Genomic DNA, 19,056 nt, shown 5'->3' on the forward strand with positions numbered 1-19,056 from the left:
ATCACCATGCCGGGTACCACCGAACAGACGGTTCTTCCGGTTCAGGCCGAGCTGCACGACTGGCTGACCACCGAGGTCGCCCAGCTTCTCGGCATACCGCCGGAGACCGTCGACCGCTCCGCCGGGTTCGGCGAATACGGGCTGGAGTCCATCTCCGGACTGACGCTCGCCGCCGCCATCGAGGACCACCTGGGAGTCGAGGTCGACCCCACCGTCGTCTGGGACCACCCCAGCATCGACGAACTCGCCGCATATCTCACCGAGGCCCAGGCCGCCACGTCCTGAGGGCCCGCCAACGCCGACCTGGAGCATGCACTGTGAACACTCGCCGCACGGGCTTCGTCCCCCTGCCCGCCACGGCCGCGCAGCGTGGCATCCGCGTCGCCGAGGAACTCGACGCGGATGCCACGGCCTTCCACTGCGCGGCCGTACTCGAACTCTCGGGGCCCGTCGACCCCGAGCTGCTCGGCCGGGCCGTGGCACGCGCCGTCGATGACGCCGAAGCACTGCGGGTGCGGTTCACCGAGCATGACGACCGGCTGATGCAGCACATCTTGTCCTCCGAGGAGGCACGGTCCGCACGCGAGCTGACGGTGGTCGACCTCGGCGGACACCCCGACCCGGCCGCCGCAGCCGACGCATGGGCGGCTGCGCGGCTGGCCGAGGCCCCGGCGATGCTCGGGTCGGCACCCCTCATCTCCCATGCGCTGCTGCACCTCGGGAGCCACCGCTTCCGGCTCTTCCTGAGCTACCACCACGCGCTGCTCGACGGCTTCGGCCAGAGCCTGCACACCGCGAGGATCGCCGAGATCTACACGGCGCTGGCCGCCGGGATGCCCGTCCCGCCGTCGACGGCGGGCACCCTCGCCGCACTCGTCGAGCAGGACCTCGCGTACGCCTCCTCCAGCAGCCGTGAGCGCGACCGGCGGTACTGGCTGGAGACGATGACCGGCCTGACCACCCCCCAGGCACGGTCACTCGGCGCCTCCAAGCCGGCCCTCCACAGCCGCGGACGCCTCAGTCAGGAGCAGACGCGCCCCCTCCGCGAAGCGGCGCGGGCGGCCGGCGTTCCGTGGACCGCCATGGCGATCGCGCTGGCCGTGGCGCACCGCAGGGCCACGACGGGCGAGGACGAGATCGTGCTCGGCCTGCCGGTGACCGCCCGGCTGGGCCGCACGGCGCTCACCACCCCCGGCATGCTCGCCAACGAGCTGCCGCTGCGCCTCACCGTCAGCCGCTGGACGACCCTCGACGAACTGGTCGGCGAGGTGAGGCGCTCGGTGGGCTCACTGCTGCGCCACCAGCGCTACCGCGGCGAGGACCTGCACCGTGAACTCGGCAGGTCGAGCGGGACCGGCGGATTCGGCGGTCTGATGCTCAACGTGATGACCTTCGCCCGGGGCATACGCTTCGGCGAGGCCGAGGCCGTCACCGACCAGCTGTCCACCGGGCCGGTGCGCGGACTGGCCGTCAACATCCACGGCGAGGCCGACGGCGACGGCGGCCTGGCCCTGGATCTGCACGCCGACGGGGACGCCTACCGCGAGGACGAACTGGCCGACCTCCGCGACAGCCTCACCCACTATCTTCAGCGCGCCGCCGCCGATCCCGGCCGCCGGCTGGGCTCCACCGACCCGCAGCCCGGTGGTACCCGCACCAAGCCGCTGCAGGGTGAGCCCGCCGTGCGCCCGGCCGGCATCGACGGCCTTGCCGGGGCCTTCGAGGAGCGGGCCGCGGGCGCGCCGGACGCGGTCGCCCTCGTCCACGGCACCCGCTCGATCACGGCCGGCGAACTGAACGCCGCCGCCAACCGGCTGGCCCGTCACCTCCGCGCACAGGGGGCGGGCCCCGAATCGGTGGTCGGCCTCTACCTGCCCCGCTCCCCGGAGCAGGTGACGGCGGTGCTCGCCGTCCTCAAGGCCGGAGCCGCCTACCTGCCGCTCGACCCGGCCTACCCGGCCGAGCGCACCGCCCACGTGCTGAGCGACGCACGGCCCCCGCTCGTCATCACCACCGCTCGGCTCGCCGGGGAACTCCCGGCCGGCTCCGCCCACGTCGTCGTCCTGGACGACGCCGAAGTGCTGGACACGCTGTCCACCGAGTCCACCGCCGACCTGGCCGGGCCGGAACGCCCGGCCGTCACCGCGGACTCGGCCGCCTACGTCATCCACACCTCCGGCTCCACCGGGCGGCCCAAGGGAGTGGTGGGCCTGCACGGCGGAGCGCTCAACCGCGTCCACTGGTTCGGCGCGGCCCACCCCCTCCCGGCCGGACGGTCCGTGCTCGGCAAGACCTCGCTGAGCTTCATCGACGGCACCACCGAACTGTTCGGCGCGCTCCTGCACGGCAACCCGCTCGTCCTCGCGTCCGACACTTCGCTGTCGGCGGCCGAGGACATCATCGAGCTGGTCGACCGGCACCGCGTAGGCCGCGTGAGCCTCGTACCGAGCCTGCTGTCGGCATTGCTCGACAGCGACCAGGCCCATCTGCTGCGCGCCTGCGAGGTGCTGGTGAGCAGTGGTGAGGCGCTGCCCGCCGAACTGGCCGCCCGGGTGGCCGAAGTCCTCCCCGACACCCGTCTGCTGAACCTCTACGGCTCGTCCGAGGCCACCGGCGACAGCCTGGCCGCCGTCTGCGCCGGGTCCGACGTCAGCCTCGGAACGCCCATCCACAACACCACGGCCCTGGCCCTCGATGACCAGCTCCGGCCGGTACGCGCCGGTGAGGTGGGAGAGCTCTACCTGGCCGGTGCGGGCCTTGCCCGTGGCTACCTGGGCCGTCCCGACCTGACCGCCGAGCGGTTCGTCGCCGGCGCCGGGGGCGCCCGGATGTACCGCACCGGCGACCGGGTGCGGATGCGCGCGGACGGCAACCTCACCTACGTGGGCCGTACCGACGCCCAGGTCAAGCTGCGCGGCAACCGCGTCGAACTGGCCGAGGTGGAGGCAGCGCTGAGGGGCGCGCCGGGAGTGGCCGAGGCGGCCGCCGTCGTGCACGGCACCGGCGGCGACGGGCAACTGGTCGGGTACGTCATCCCGGTGGCGGAGGCGGACCGGCCCGACCCGGCCGACGTCAGGCGGCACGCCGTCACCGTGCTGCCCGACTACGCGGTACCTGCCGCGGTCATGGTGCTGGACGCGTTCCCGCTCACGCCCAGCGGCAAGACCGACCGGCGTGCGCTGCCGGCCCCGGAGTTCACCACCGTGTCCGGACGCGCGCCCGTCGGGCGGGACGAGACGGTGCTGTGCGAACTGTTCGCCGAGGTACTGGGCCTCGACTCGGTCTCGGCCGAGGACGGTTTCCCCGACCTGGGCGGGGACAGCATCAAGGCCCTGCGCCTCGTCGGGCGGGCCCGCAAGGCCGGGATCGTGCTGAGCGCCCGGGACGTCTTCCAGCACCGCACCCCCGCCGCGCTCGCCGCCGTCGCGGCCGGGGGCGACGGCACCGAGGACCAGGTCGGCTCCGCCGTACTGCGTAACCCGCTGCCCGACGACGAGGCGGCCGCGCTCCTGGCGGAACGCGGCGAGGGCGAGATCCTGCCCGTGACCCCGCTCCAGGAGGGCCTGCTGTTCCTGGGCCTGCTGGACGGCCCCGACGCCTACGTGGTGCAGAGCTCCCTGGACCTCGAAGGCACGGTCGAGCCCGGCCGGATGCGTACCGCCGTCGCCCGGATCCTGGACCGCCACGCCAACCTGCGTGCCGCGTTCCTGCACGAGGGGCTCAGCACCCCCGTGGCGTTCTGCGCGCCCGGGGTACCCGTCCCGTGGCACCACAGCGACCTGTCCGCCCTCGCCGGACAGGAGCGCGAGGACGCCGCGCGGGACGCCGCCGAGGAGGACCGCACCGCGCCCTTCGACCCGGCCGTACCCCCTCTGCTGCGGATGCGCCTGGTCACCCTGGACGCCACGCACCACCGCCTGGTCCTCACCTACCACCATCTCCTGCTGGACGGCTGGTCCCTGCCCGTCCTGCTGCGCGAACTGCTGCACCTGTACGTCGCCGACGGCGACGCCACCCGCGAGCCCGCCCCGCCCGTTCCCTTCAGCGAACACCTCCGTCTGCTGGGCGCACGGGACCGGGACGCGGCAGCCGACGCCTGGCGCCAGGCCCTGACCGGGCCCGTGGAGCCCACGCTCGTCGCACCCGGCACCACCGGTGCCGAGCACCCGTCCGAGCAGGCCGAGATTCGCCTGACCCCCCGGCTCACGGAGCGGCTGGAGCAGCGCGCCCGTGCCGCCGGACTGACCGTCGCCTCCGTTGTGCACGGAGCCTGGGCACTGGTCCTCGGCCAGCTCACGGGCCGCACCGACGTCGTGTTCGGCAGTACTGTCGCCGGCCGCCCCGCCGAGCTGGAGGGGCATGCGGGCATGGTCGGCCTGTTCGCCAACACCGTGCCGGTGCGGGTGACCTGGACCCCCCGCGAAACACTGCTGGACCTCCTGGTCCGGACGCAGGCCGAACAGGGCGCGCTCCTCGCGCACCAGCACCTCGGGCTCGCGGAGATCCAGCGCACCGTGGACGTGGAGCGGCTGTTCGACACCCTCCTCGTGGTGGAGAACCAGCCGGCCGGACAGCGCGAACTGGCCTCCGCCGCCAACGCGGCGGGCGTACGCATCACCGGCACCGGCTTCCGCGACTCCACCCACTACCCCCTGGCCCTCACTGTCCTGCTCGGCGACGAACTCGTCCTCCAGCTCGAACGCCGCGCCGGCGAGGACGGGCCCGCCGCGGCCGCGACCGTCCTGGAACGTGTCGCCCAAGTGCTCGCCGCCATCGCCGAGACGCCTTCGCTGACGCTCGGCCGCCTCGGCGTCCTCACCCCGCGGGAACACCGGGACGCCATCGCCGCGGGCGACAACACCGAACACCCGCCGCTCGACCTCAACGTCGGCGAGCTGCTGGAACGGCAGGCCGCCGCCACTCCGGACGCCACCGCCCTGGTCGCCGAGGGCGAGCCGCCCCTGACGTTCGCCGCGCTGGACGCCCGGGCCAACCGTCTCGCCCGCCACCTGATCGCCCGGGGCGCCGGGCCCGGCACCGTCGTCGGCCTCCTGCTGCCCCGCCGCGCGGACCTGGTGGTGGCCCTGCTCGCGGTGCTGAAGTCGGGCGCGGCGTACCTGCCCATGGAGCCCGACCTTCCGCCGGCCCGGATCGAGCGCCTGCTGACGGAGACCGAACCCGTACTCGTCCTCACGGCGGGAACCGCCCACGACACCGGCGGCACCACCGTGGTCGACCTCCAGGACCCCGACACGCGGGCCGTCGTGGAACAGCAGGCGGACGACCCCGTCACCGACGCCGACCGCATCCGGCCCCTCACGCCCGCCGACGCCGCCTACGTGCTCTTCACCTCGGGATCCACCGGGCGCCCCAAGGGAGTCGTGATCGAGCACAGGGGCGTACGCAACCTCATCGCCCAGCACCACGAGGCACTTGCGGGCCCGCACGTCCAGCGGCCCCACGGACGCCCGCTGCGCTTCGTCCTCACCGCGCCGCTGTCCTTCGACACGTCGTGGGAGGCCCTGATCTGGATGCTGGCAGGGCACGAGCTGCACCTGCTCGGTGACGCCACCCGGCGCGACGCCGCCGCGGTCGTCGGCTACCTCCGGGCCACCGGCGCCGACGTCCTCGACGTCACCCCCTCCTACGCGGAGGTGCTGCTCGAAGAAGGGCTGCTCGACGGCCCCACCGCCCCCTCGATCCTGCTGCTCGGCGGCGAAGCCGCCGGTGAGCGGCTGTGGACCCGTCTGCGGTCGGTGCCGGGCCTGGAGGCGCACAACCTCTACGGACCCACCGAGTTCACCGTCGACGCGCTCGCCGCGGACCTCGCCGACGCCCGCCGCCCGGTCATCGGCCGGCCGGTGCGTGCCACCGGCGCCCACATCCTGGACCACGCCCTGCGCCCGGTCCCGGCGGGCGTGCCCGGGGAGCTGTACCTCGCCGGTGAGGGACTGGCCCGCGGCTACCTCGGCCGCCCCGACCTGACCGCCGATCGGTTCGTGGCCTGCCCGTTCGGACCGCCCGGCGCACGTGCCTACCGCACCGGCGACCTGGTGCGCCGCCGGCCCGACGGACTCGTGGAGTACCTGGGCCGGGTGGACAACCAGATCAACGTACGGGGCTTCCGCGTCGAGCCCGGCGAGGTCGAGGCCGTCCTGGGCGAGCACACCGGCGTCGCCCGGGCGGGCGTCACGGTACGGGACGACCGGCTGGTCGCCTACGTCGTCGTACGCGAAGACGGCGCCCCCGGCCCCGAGGAGCTGCGCGCCCACGCCCTGAAGTCACTGCCGCGCTACGCCGTCCCGCAGGCCTTCCAGCTCGTGCCCGACCTGCCCCTGTCGCCCAACGGCAAGCTGGACCTGAAGGCCCTGCCCGCCCCCGAGGCCGAGGCACGGCCCACCGGCCGGGCGCCGCGAGGCCACCGCGAGGAAGCCCTCTGCGCCCTGTTCGCCGAGCTGTTCGGCCTCGAATCCGTCGGGCCCGACGAAGGCTTCTTCGACCTGGGCGGCCACTCACTGATGGCCACCCGGCTCGTGGGCCGGGTCCGCAGCACCCTTGGCGTGCGGATCGGTGTCCGGGACGTCTTCGACGCCCCCACCCCGGCCGCGCTGGCCGCCGTGCTCGCCCGCGCCGAGTCCGTCGCGGCCGCGCCGGGCAGCCCCGCCGAGCGTCCCGACCGCATCCCGATGTCACACGCCCAGCGCCGCCTGTGGTTCCTGCACCAGCTCGAATCCTCCCGCACCACCTACAACATGCCGATGGCGCTGCGGGTCTCGGGCGCGCTGGACACCGGCGCACTCGCCGCCGCGCTCTCCGACATCGTCGCCCGACACGAGATCCTGCGCACGGAGTTCGCCCAGGACCACGACGGCCCCTACCAGGTCGTCCGGCCGCACACCCCCGGGCCGCTCCCGCTCACCCCGCTCGACGTGAGCGCCGAGGAGCTGGACGAGCGGCTGCGCGAGGAGGCACTGCGCCCCTTCACGCTCGCCGGTGAACGCCCCTTCCGGGCCGTCCTGTTCCGCCTCGGTCCCACGGAGCACGTGCTGCTGCTGGTGGCCCACCACATCGCGGGCGACGGCTGGTCCGTCGCCCCGCTGCTGGCCGACCTGGCGCACGCCTTCGCCGCCCGCCGGCGCTCCACCGCCCCCGTCTGGGCCGCCCCCGCCCCGCAGTACGCGGACCACACCCTCGCGCAGGCCGCCCTGCTCGGCAGCGAGGACGACCCGGACAGCGTCGCGTCCCGGCAGCTGGAGCACTGGCGCGACGCACTGGCCGGGCTGCCGGAGGAGATCCCGCTGCCGCTGGACCGGTCGCGCGGCTCCGCGGTGTCCGACCGCGGCGGCAAGGTGTCCTTCGCCGTACCCGAGGAGCCCTACCGGCAGCTGGCCGCGCTGGCCGCCGCCGCCAACACCACCCCGTTCGTCGCGCTCCAGACGGCCGCGGCCGTACTGCTGTCCCGCCTCGGCGGCGGCACCGACATCCCCGTGGGCGCCCCCGTGGCAGGCCGCACCGACGAGACGTACCACGGTGCCGTCGGCGCCTTCGTCAACACGGTCGTCCTGCGCACCGACCTCTCCGGCGCCCCCTCCTTCCGTGACCTGCTGGCCACCGGCCGGGAAACCAACCTGCGGGCCCTCGCCAACCAGGACCTCCCCTTCGAACGGCTGGTGGAGGTGCTGAGCCCGACCCGGTCGCTCTCCCGGCACCCGCTGTTCCAGGTGATGTTCACCTTCGACGACGCGCCCGCCCAAGCCGTCGTGGACTCGCTCACCGGGTTCGAGGACCTGGGCGTCACGGTGCAGGAGGTGCCCACCGGGCTCGCGAAGTTCGACCTCGGCTTCACCCTCGCCGAGGCCGGCCGGGGTGGCGGCCTGCACGGCGAACTCGACTACCGCGCCGACCTGTTCGACGAGGTCACCGCGCGTTCCGTCGCCGAACGCCTCGTCCGGGTCATCGGCGCCCTGGCCGCGCACCCCGACGCCCCCGTCGACACCGTCGACGTCCTCGGCGACCGGGAACGCGCCACCATCCTAGAGCAGTGGGGCGCCGGCACCCCCGGGCCCGGCCCGCACACCCTGCCCGAGCTGTTCGAGGCGCAGGCCGCCCAAGCGCCCGACGCCCCCGCCGTGGTGCAGGGCCTCGACGGCGAGACGCTCACCTACCGCGAGCTCAACGAGCGTGCCAACCGGCTGGCGCGCCACCTCGTCGCACTCGGTGCGGGCCCCGACCGTTTCGTCGGTGTCTCCCTGCCGCGCTCAGCAGAGTGGGTCGTGTCCTGGCTCGCTGTGGCCAAGGCCGGCGCCGCGTTCCTGCCCATCGACCCCGCCTACCCGGCGGAGCGCATCGGCTTCATGCTCGGCGACTGTGCGCCCCACCCCGTACTCACCCTGGCCGAACTGGCCCCGCCGCTGCGCGAGGCCGGAGCCGACTGCCTGCTCGTCGACAGCCCCGCACTCGCCGACACCCTGCGCGGCCTTCCGGCGGGCGACCTCACCGACGCCGACCGGGTGGCGCCGCTGCGGCACGACCACGCGGCCTACGTCATCTACACCTCCGGCTCCACCGGCGTACCCAAGGGAGTCGTCACCCCGCACACCGGCATCGCGGCGCTCTCCGCCCTCCAGCGGTCGGTGCTCGGCCTCGGCACCGGGAGCCGGGTCCTCCAGCTGGTGTCCACCAGCTTCGACACCTCGCTGTGGGACTCCTTCTGCGCACTGCTCTCCGGCGCGACCCTGGTGCTCGCCCCGAAGGACACCCCGCTCGGACAGGACCTCGCCGACTTCGTACGCGACGCTGCGGTCACCCATGTCGCGGTGCAGCCCGCCGTGGTCGCCGGCCTGCCCGACGACAGCCTGCCGGACGGCGTCACCCTCACCCTCAACGGCGACGTGCTGCCGCCCGGCCTGGTGCACCGCTGGCTGCCCGGCCGGCGGATACTCAACGGCTACGGCCCCACCGAAGCCACCGTCGGCGCGGCGATCTGGGACTGCGAGCAGCAGCCCGGATCCGGCCCCGTGCCCATCGGCCGGCCCTTCGACGGCAAGCGGCTGTACGTCCTGGACGAGCGCCTGCGCCCCGTGCCACCCGGTGTCCTGGGCGAGCTGTACATCGCCGGCGGCCTGGCCCGCGGCTACCACCAGCGGGCGGCGCTCTCCGCCGAACGCTTCGTCGCCTGCCCCTTCCCGGCGCCGGGCGAGCCCGCGCCGTCGGGCGAGCGGATGTACCGGACGGGCGACCGCGTGCGCTGGAACCAGCAGGGCGCGATCGAGTTCCTCGGCCGCACCGACGACCTGGTGAAGCTGCGGGGCTTCCGCATCGAGCTGGGCGAGGTCGAGACGGCACTCGCCGCCCACCCCGCCGTGGCGCAGACCGTGGCCGTCGTACGCGAGGACGTCCCCGGCGACCGGCGCCTGGTGGCGTACGCGGTGCCGGAGCAGGGCAAGACCGTCGACGCCGCGGAACTGCAGGGCTGGCTGGCCCAGCGACTGCCCGCCTACCTGCTGCCCTCCGCCTGCATGGTGCTCGACGCGCTGCCGCTGAACGTCAACGACAAGGTCGACCGGCGCGCCCTGCCGCGCCCGGAGACTTCCGCGTCCCGGGGGCGCGCACCGCGCGACGCCCGCGAGCAACTGCTGTGCGACCTGTTCGCCCAGGTGCTGTCCACCGGCCCGGTCGGTGCCGACGACGGCTTCTTCGACCTCGGCGGCGACAGCATCCTGTCCATCCAGCTGGTCAACGCGGCACGCAGGGCCGGACTCGCCCTCAGCACCCGGGACCTGTTCGAGAACCCCACTCCGGCCGCGCTCGCCGCACTCGTTCCCGCGCCGGTGGCCACGTCCTCGGGCCCGGACGTCGGTGACGTACCGCTGACGCCCGTCGTCCACCGGTGGCGCGAACTGGGCGGCCCCACCAGCACCTTCCACCAGTCCGTCGCCGTCCCCGTGCCCGCGGGGCTGGGGCTCGGTGAACTGACCGCCGCCGTCGCCGCGCTCGTCGACCACCACGACGCCCTGCGCCTGTCCCTGACGACCTCACCGGAGTGGCGGCTGCGGGTGCTGGCGCCCGGCACGCTCGACGCGCGGCGCCAAGTGCGCCGGGTCGACGCCGCCGGCGCCGGGGGCACCGTCCTGCGCGACCTCATCACCCGGGAGGCCGCCGAGGCCCGCGCCCGGCTCGCCCCCGAACGGGGCGAGGTGCTGCAGGCCGTCTGGTTCGACCGCGGTACCGAGCCGGGCCGACTGCTCCTCGTGGCCCACCACATCGCCGTCGACGGGGTGTCCTGGCGCATCCTGCTGCCCGACCTGGCCGAGGCGTGGCAGGCCCTGCGCGAGGGAGGCGAGGCGCGGCTCGCACCGGTGCCGACGTCGCTGCGCACCTGGGCGAACGGCCTGCGGGAGCTGGCCCTTGAACCGGCCCGCGAGGCGGAACTGGGCCCGTGGGTCCAGCGCGCCGACGCCGACCTCGTACCCGTCGGCGGTCGCGCCCTCGACCCCGCCCGCGATGTCCTCGGGACAGCGGGACGGCTCGTACTGACCTTGCCGCCCGACGTCACCGCGCCGCTCCTGGACGCGACGGGCCGGCTGCGCTGCGACCCGAACGAACTGCTGCTCGCGGGCCTGGTCCTCGCGGTGTCCGACTGGGACCGCGAGCGGCCCGGAGTGCTGGTCGAGGTCGAGAGCCACGGCCGCGCCGAAGCCGTCCTGCCCGGCGCGGACCTCTCCAGGACCGTCGGCTGGTTCACTTCCCTGCATCCGCTCCTCCTGCCCGCGGGACGTGACCTGGACGAGGTCCTCACCGCGGTCAAGGAACGCGTACGGGACGTGCCCGACCAGGGCATCGGCCACGGGCTGCTGCGCCACCTCAACGCCGCCACCGGCGCCCGGCTGGCACGGCTCGCCCGCCCCGACTTCGGTTTCAACTACCTCGGCCGGGTGAGCGCGGCCCAGGACGGCTTCTGGACGTCCACCGCCGACGAGGGTGCCGCCCTGGACGAGCAGGATGCGGCCACCCCGCTGTCCCACGCCGTCGCGCTGGACGCGGTCGTCCTGGACGGCGAGGACGGCCCCAGCCTGACCGCCACCTGGACCTGGGCGGGAGAGCTGCTGGCAGCCGGAGCAGCACAGGACCTGGCGCAGCGGTGGTTCGCCGCCCTCCGCGAGCTCTCCTCCCACCAGGGTGTACTGACGACCCCGGACGTGTCCGCCCCCGGCATCACCGCCGGCGACCTCGCCACCCTGCGCGGGCTGTACCCGGACCTGGAGGACGTCCTGCCGCTCTCGCCGCTCCAGCAAGGGCTGTTCTTCCACCACGTGCACCACGGAGCCCTCGACGAGGACTACGTCGTGCAGTGTGCGGTGGACCTGGACGGGCCGCTGGACGTCGAGCGGTTCAAGGCGGCCGCCGAGGCCCTGCTGGACCGTCACACGAACCTGCGGGCCGGCTTCCGGCACGAGGGGCTCGACCGGCCCGTGCAGGTGCTGCCGGGGCGCGTCCCCGTGCCCTGGACGTACACCGACCTGACCGGGCTGTCTCCGGCCGACCGGGACAGCGCCCTGGAGAAGACCGCCCGCGGCGAGCGGGAGCAGGGCTTCTCCCTGACCCGGCCGCCGCTGCTGCGCTTCGCGCTGCTGCGGTCGGCGCAGAACCGGCACCGGCTCCTGCTGACCCTGCACCACATCCTGCTCGACGGCTGGTCGATGCCGGTGCTCTTCCACGACCTGCTCCAGCTGTACGGGACCGGCGGCCCGGGCGCGCTGCCCGCGGTACGGCCTTTCCGCGACCACCTGCGGTGGCTCGCGGGCCAGGACCGCAAGGCCGCCGCGGAGGCGTGGCGCACCGCCCTGGACGGGCTGCCCGGGCCGACCCTCCTGGTGCCCGGCCACACGTCCGCCGACCCCGCGCAGACGATCAGTGAACTGTCCGAGGAGGACACCGCCGCGGTGGCGCGGTTCGCGCGGGAGCGGGGTGTGACGGTCGGTGCCGTGGTGCAGGCCGCGTGGGCGGTGCTGCTGGGCGGTCTCGTGAATCGTGATGACGTGGTGTTCGGGGTGACGGTTTCGGGCCGTCCCGCCGAGCTCGACGGTGCCGAGTCGATGGTGGGCCTGTTCATCAACACGGTGCCGTTGCGGGTGCGGGTCGACCCGGCCGAGGGGCTGGGGGACCTGGTGGCGCGGGTGCAGGCGGAGCGTTCCGCCCTGCTGGCCCACGAGCACGTCGGGCTCGCCGAGATCCAGCGGATCGCCGGCCACGGCGAACTCTTCGACACCACCACGGTCTTCGAGAACTACCCGGTGGACGCGGACGCGCTCGCCGGCATCGCCGCCCGCAGCGGCCTGAGCCTGGGACCGGCGGACATCAGCAACGCCGGCCACTACCCCGTCACCCTCACCGTGGCACCCGGAGCCCGGCTGCGCTTCCAGCTCCGCCACCCATCCGGCGCCTACGACATCGACGAGGCCGGGGCCATCGCCGCCCGGCTGGCCCGGATCGTCCGGCTGACCGCGGCCGCACCGCGGACCCCCGTAGCACAGGCAGAACGTCCGGCAATGAACGAAAGGCAGCAGATCGTGGAGTGGAACGGCACGGCGGGCGAGACACCGAACGGCACCGTTGCCGACCTCTTCAGGAGCACGGTCGCCCGTGCGCCCCACTCCGTGGCCCTGGTCACCGGCCGCGGATCGCTGACCTTCGCCGAACTGGACGAGCGGGCCAACCGCCTCGCCCACGCGCTGATCGAGGCGGGCGCCGGCCCCGAGCGGTACGTCGCCGTGCTGCTGCCGCGTACCGAGGAGTGGATCGTCACGATCCTCGCGGTACTCAAGTCCGGTGCCGCGTACGTACCGGTCGACCCCGCCCAGCCCGCCGAGCGCACCGCGCGCATCCTGCGCGAGGCGGCCCCCTTCGCGATCGTCACCACCCGTGCCGGGGCGGACGGCTGTGACGTCGAGGATGCCGAGCTGATCGTGCTCGACGACCCGCGGACCGTTCGCGCCCTCGCGGACGCCGGCGCCGAGGACCCGGGTGAGCGCGGGGTGCGGACCGAACATCCTGCCTATGTCGTCTACACCTCCGGCTCGACCGGTGCGCCGAAGGGCGTCGTCGTCCCTCAGTCCGCCCTTGTCAACCTGTTCGCGGCACACAGCGAAGCCCTGTTCGTGCCGGGGCGGGAGCGGACCCTGCGGGTCGGCCACGTCAGCCCCGCCACGTTCGACGCCGCGTGGAACCCGCTGCTCTGGATGGTCGCCGGCCACGAACTGCACGTACTGGACGAGGCGACACGGACCGATCCGTACGCCGTCGTCGCCCACGTCGACGAGTTCCGCCTGGACTACGTACAGGTCACGCCGACCTACTTCGAACGGCTCGTGGACGCCGGCTTCCTGGGCGACGGCCACCACCCGGCCGTGATCGCGCTCGGCGGCGAGGAGATCGCGGCGCCCGCCTGGGAGGCGCTCGCCGCGTCCCGTGCGACCGCCTGGAACCTGTACGGCCCCACCGAGTGCACCGTCGACGCCACCGGCGCCACGATCGAGTCCGGCACCGCCCCCCACCTGGGCCGGCCGTTGCTCAACACCCGTGTCCACCTGCTCGACGCCGCCCTGCGGCCGGTCGGCCCCGGCGCCGTGGGCGAGCTCTACATCGCCGGTCCGCAGCTGGCCCGCGGCTACCTGAACAGGCCGGACCTCACCGCCGAACGCTTCGTCGCCGACCCGTTCGGAGCCCCCGGCGACCGGCTGTACCGCACCGGTGACCTGGCCAGGCGGCGCCCCGACGGCCGCATGGAGTTCGCCGGCCGGTCCGACCAGCAGGTGAAGCTCCGCGGATTCCGCATCGAGCCGCGCGAGGTGGAGGCCGCCCTGGAGACCCACCCGGCGGTCACGGCCGCGGTGGCCGTGGTGCGCGAGGACCGGCGGGGGGACCGGCGCCTGGTCGGCTACGCCGTGCTGTCGGGACCCGCCGACCAGGACCTGCGCGCCTACCTGGCCCAGCGGCTGCCCGACCACCTGGTGCCCGCCACGGTGGTCGCGTTGCCCGAGCTGCCGCTGACCAGCAGCGGCAAGCTCGACCGCACCGCGCTGCCCGCCCCGGAACAGGCCGCGGCCACCGGCTCCCGCGCCCCCCTCACCGAACAGGAGGCCCTGCTGCGGACGCTGTTCGCCGAGGTGCTCGGCGTCCCGGACGTCGGCGTCGAGGACGACTTCTTCGGCCTGGGCGGCGACAGCATCCTGTCCATGCAGCTCGTGGGCCGGGCCCGGCGGTCCGGACTGGCTCTGACCACCAGGGACGTCTTCGATCACCGCACCGTGGCCGCGCTCGCCGCCCACGCCGGGGAGCCCGCCGCCACCGAGCCCGAACCGAACGACGACGGGGTGGGCGAGATCCCCCTGACCCCGATCATGGTCAGGCTCGCCGAGTCCGGCGTACCCGTCGACGGCCACGCCCAGACGGTCGGCGTCCGCCTGCCCGCCGACATCGACCGGCGGCATGTCACCGGGGCGCTGCAGGACCTGCTCGACCACCACGACGCGCTGCGGCTCGTCCTGGACTCCGACGAGGCCGGCTGGGTGCCCGAAGTACGCCCGCGCGGCGCCGTCTTGGCCGAGTCCGTACTGGAGTGCGTCGACACCGGTGCGGGAGACGGCGACACCGAGGACATACGGGCGCTGGCCGCACGCGCCACGGCGCGGCTCTCCCCGGCCGACGGGACCGTCGTGCGGGCCGTCCTGCTCGACCGGGGGCCCGCGGAGCAGGGGCTCCTCGTCCTGGCCGTGCACCACCTCGCCGTGGACGGCGTCTCCTGGCGGATCCTCCTCTCCGACCTGGCCACGGCATGCCTGGCCCGGGCCAAGGGAGAGCAGCCCCGGTTGCCGCGCGTGGCGACCTCGCTGCGGACCTGGGCCCACCGCCTGACCGAACAGGCGGCGTCCCGGCGCGCCGAACTGCCGCTGTGGAAGGCCGTCCTGGAAGGCCCCGACCCGCTGCTCGGCGCCCGGCCGCTGGACCCCGAGGCCGACCTCGCGGCCACCGTCCGCCGCACCGAACTCGTCCTGCCGACGGACCTGTCCCGCGCCGTACTGGCCGCGGGCAGCCCCGACCACCTGATGCTCGCCGCGCTGGCCGTCGCCGTCGGACGCCGCCGTGCCGCGCGCGGCCACCGTCACGACTCCGGCCTCCTCGTGGACGTCGAGGGGCACGGGCGGGCGGAACACCTCGTCGAGGGCGCCGACCTATCCCGTACCGTCGGCTGGTTCACCAGCGTCCACCCGCTGCGGATCACCACCGGTGACCCGGACGCGCCGGACGCGGCCCACAGCGCGCTGCGCGGGGTCGCCGACGCCGTGACGGCCGTTCCCGACGGAGGCGTCGGCTACGGGCTGCTGCGCTACCTCAACCCGCGTACGGCACCCGTCCTGGCCCGTGCCGCAGAACCGCAGATCATGTTCAACTACCTCGGCCGCGTGGGCGCACCCGCCGACACCGACGGCTTCGTCCCCGAGGTGCTCGGCGTCGGTGACGACGACCTCGACGCCCCGCTCAGCCACGTCCTCGTCCTCGACGCCGTGGCGACCGAGGACGCCGACGGCCCCCGGCTCACCGCCACCTGGTCGTGCGCCGGCGAGCTGCTGACCGAACAGGACGTCAGGGAACTCACCGGGGCGTGGACCGAGGCCCTGCGGACCCTGACCGGCGGCACCGGCGGCACCGGCGGCGAGCCGGGCGGCGGCGAAGGCCCCGGTGGCGACGGCCCGGGCGGCGGGGGCGGCGACGCCCACCGCCCCGGCACCCCGCCCCAGGCCGGCCCGGCGCGGACCCTCCCGGTGGACACCGCGGACGTGACGCTCACCCCGGAGGAGCTGGACCACCTCAGGGCCACCGGGCCCGCGCCGGAAGCCGTCCTGCCGCTCGCACCGCTGCAGGAGGGCCTGCTGTTCCACCACGTCCTGGACCAGGACGTACCGGACGTGTACAACGCGCAGGCGACGCTCGAACTCCGCGGCGCGCTCGACCCAGCGCGCCTGCGCGCGGCCATGACCGCGCTGCTGGGCCGTCATCCGAACCTGCGGGCGAGCTTCCGCTTCGACGGCGTGCGCACCCCTGTCCAGGTCATCCCGCGCGAGACCGAGCTGCCCTGGACCGAGGTGGACCTCCGCGACCACCAGGACCCGCCGGCCGAGGCGACCCGCCGCGCGGGCGAGGACCGGGTACGCCGCTTCGAGCCCGCGCGCGGCCCGCTGCTGCGCTGCCTGCTGATGCGCCTGGACGACGCCACCTTCCGGTTCGTCATCACCAACCACCACGTGCTGTGGGACGGCTGGTCCCAGCCGATCCTGCTCAAGGAGCTCATCGAGCTGTACCGGGTGGGCGATCCGGACCTGCTCCCCACGGTAAGGCCGTTCCGCGACCACCTTCGGTGGCTCGCGGGCCGCGACCGCAAGGCCGCCGAGGACGCCTGGCGCACCGCGCTCGACGGGCTTGCGGGGCCGACCCTGCTCGCCGCCCACACGGACGGCGCGGCCCAGGCACCCCGCCGCCTGGAGAGCGCGGTCGACGCGGCGACGTCCGCCGCGGTGGCGCGGTTCGCGCGGGAGCGGGGTGTGACGGTCGGTGCCGTGGTGCAGGCCGCGTGGGCGGTGCTGCTGGGCGGTCTCGTGAATCGTGATGACGTGGTGTTCGGGGTGACGGTTTCGGGCCGTCCCGCCGAGCTCGACGGTGCCGAGTCGATGGTGGGCCTGTTCATCAACACGGTGCCGTTGCGGGTGCGGGTCGACCCGGCCGAGGGGCTGGGGGACCTGGTGGCGCGGGTGCAGGCGGAGCGTTCCGCCCTGCTGGCCCACGAGCACGTCGGGCTCGCCGAGATCCAGCGGATCGCCGGCCACGGCGAACTCTTCGACACCGCCCTGGTGGTCGAGAACTACCCCGCGGGCGACGAGGTCACCGAGGTCACGCCCGGGCTCGAGGTCGTGGGCACCGACGGCTACGACTCCACGCACTTCCCGCTGGCGCTCGCCGTGCTCCCCGACGACGTCCTGCGGTTGCGGCTCGACTGCGCCCCCGGCCTGTTCGACGACCGGGGCCTCGCCGCGGTCGCCGAGCGGTTCACCGGCATCCTGCGCACGATCGGCAGCGAGCCCGCCCTGCCCGTGGCCCGCGCCGGGCTGCTCACCGCCGACGAGGCGGCGCTCGCCGACGGCGTGGGCAGCCGCGGCCGGGCCGCGGCCCCCGGGGCCCTGTGGCACAACCTGTTCGAGCAGCGGGCCGCCCACGCGCCGGCCCGCCCCGCCGTGGAGTTCGAGGACAGCACGCTGACCGCGGCCGAACTGAACGAGCGCGCCAACCGGCTGGCCCGCCTGCTCATCGCGCGAGGTGCGGGCCCCGAGCGCTTCGTCGCCGTGGCGCTGCCCCGCTCCCTGGAGCTGCCCGTCGTGATGCTGGCCGTCGCCAAGGCGGGCGCGGCCCTCGTACCGATCGATCTGGCTCACCCGGCCGAGCGCATCAAGCTGGTCCTCGACGACACCGACCCGGTGCTCGTCGTCACCACCACCGACGCCGGCTTCGCGGAAAGCGGCGTGCCGCAGGTAGTGCTCGACGACCCGGCCACCGTCGCCGGCCTCGCTGCGCTCGGGGCGGACGACGTTCGCGACGAGGAGCGCACCGCCCCGCTGCACGCGAGTCACCTCGCCTACGCGGTGCACACCTCCGGGTCGACCGGCCGCCCCAAGGCCGTCGTCGTCACCCACGCGGGGCTGCCCGGCCTCGCCGCGGGCCAGATCGAGCGGTTCGCGGTGGACGAGGACAGCAAGGTGCTGCAGTTCGCGTCGCCCACGTTCGACGCCTCGGTCTCGGAACTGATGATCGCGCTGCTCTCCGGAGGAACGGCGGTCTTCGCCCCCTCCGACCGGCTGTTGCCGGGCCCCGGGCTGGTCGCCCTCCTCGCGGACAAGGGGATCACCCACGTCACCCTGCCGCCGGCTGTGCTCGCCGTACTGCCGGACGACGCCGTCCCCGCGGGCACCATGATCACCGTTGCCGGTGACGCCTGCACCGCCGAAGTCGTACGCCGGTGGGCACCGGGCCGCCGTCTGGTGAACGCCTACGGGCCGACCGAGTGCACCGTCTGCGCGACCATGTCCGAGCCGCTGGCCCCCGACGCGGGCGTGCCGCCGATCGGCCGCCCGATCGACGGAGCCGTCGTCCACGTACTGGACTTCGCGCTGCGTCCCGTACCGGCCGGGGTCATCGGCGACCTGTATGTGTCCGGGCCGGGCCTGGCCCGCGGCTATCTCGGCAACCAGGCCCTGACCGCCGAGCGGTTCGTCGCCGCCGCGTCGGGCGAGCGCATGTACCGCACCGGTGACCTGGTGCGGTGGCGCCCCGACGGTGAGCTGGAGTTCATCGGCCGGGCCGACGACCAGGTCAAGGTACGCGGCTTCCGCATCGAGCCGGCCGAGGTGGAGGCCTACCTCGGTGAGGAGCCCGGCGTGGCCCGCTGCGCGGTGACCACCGACGAACAGCGGCTCGTCGCCCTGGTCGTGGCCGAGCACGGCGCCGCCCTCGACCCGGTCCGGCTGCGGGAATCCCTGGCCGAGCGGGTGCCGGCGCACCTGCTGCCCTCCGCCGTGGTGCTGGTGGACGACCTGCCACTGACCCGCAACGGCAAGCTGGACCGGGCCGCCCTGAAGGTTCCGCGCACCCTCACCGCCGGCGCCGGACGCGGGCCGCGCACCCCGCGGGAGGAGATCCTGTGCGGGCTGTTCGCCGATGTGCTCGGCGTGGACGTGGTGGGTGTCGACGACGGCTTCTTCGACCTGGGCGGGCACTCCCTGACCGCCACCCGGCTGGTGAGCCGCATCCGGAGCGTCCTGGGCGCGGAGCTGTCGGTCCGCGACGTGTTCCAGGACCCGACCGTCTCCAGCCTCGCCGCGCGGCTGGACTCCGCGGACTCGGCGGACTCCGTGGGTGGTGTGGTGTTGGGTGGGGTGGTTCGGCCTGGGCGGGTGCCGTTGTCGTTTGCGCAGCGTCGGTTGTGGTTCTTGCATCGGTTGGATGGTCCCG

The 19,056-nt window shown here is 74.5% G+C and carries 2 protein-coding genes; both read left to right on the forward strand.

All coding sequences use genetic code 11. The annotated features are described in order from the left end of the window. The first annotated feature begins 6 nt into the window (after positions 1-6). Positions 7-285 carry an acyl carrier protein gene (locus tag ACZ6ZQ_RS26500; protein ID WP_469771006.1) on the forward strand — a complete coding sequence of 93 codons (279 nt, stop codon included), beginning with the start codon at positions 7-9 and terminating at the stop codon, positions 283-285. A gap of 32 nt (positions 286-317) precedes the next feature. Continuing rightward, positions 318-19,056: amino acid adenylation domain-containing protein (locus tag ACZ6ZQ_RS26505; protein WP_469771007.1), on the forward strand; the 18,739-nt coding region annotated here is incomplete at its 3' end.

The sequence above is a fragment of the Streptomyces sp. NPDC053673 genome, from assembly GCF_055585225.1.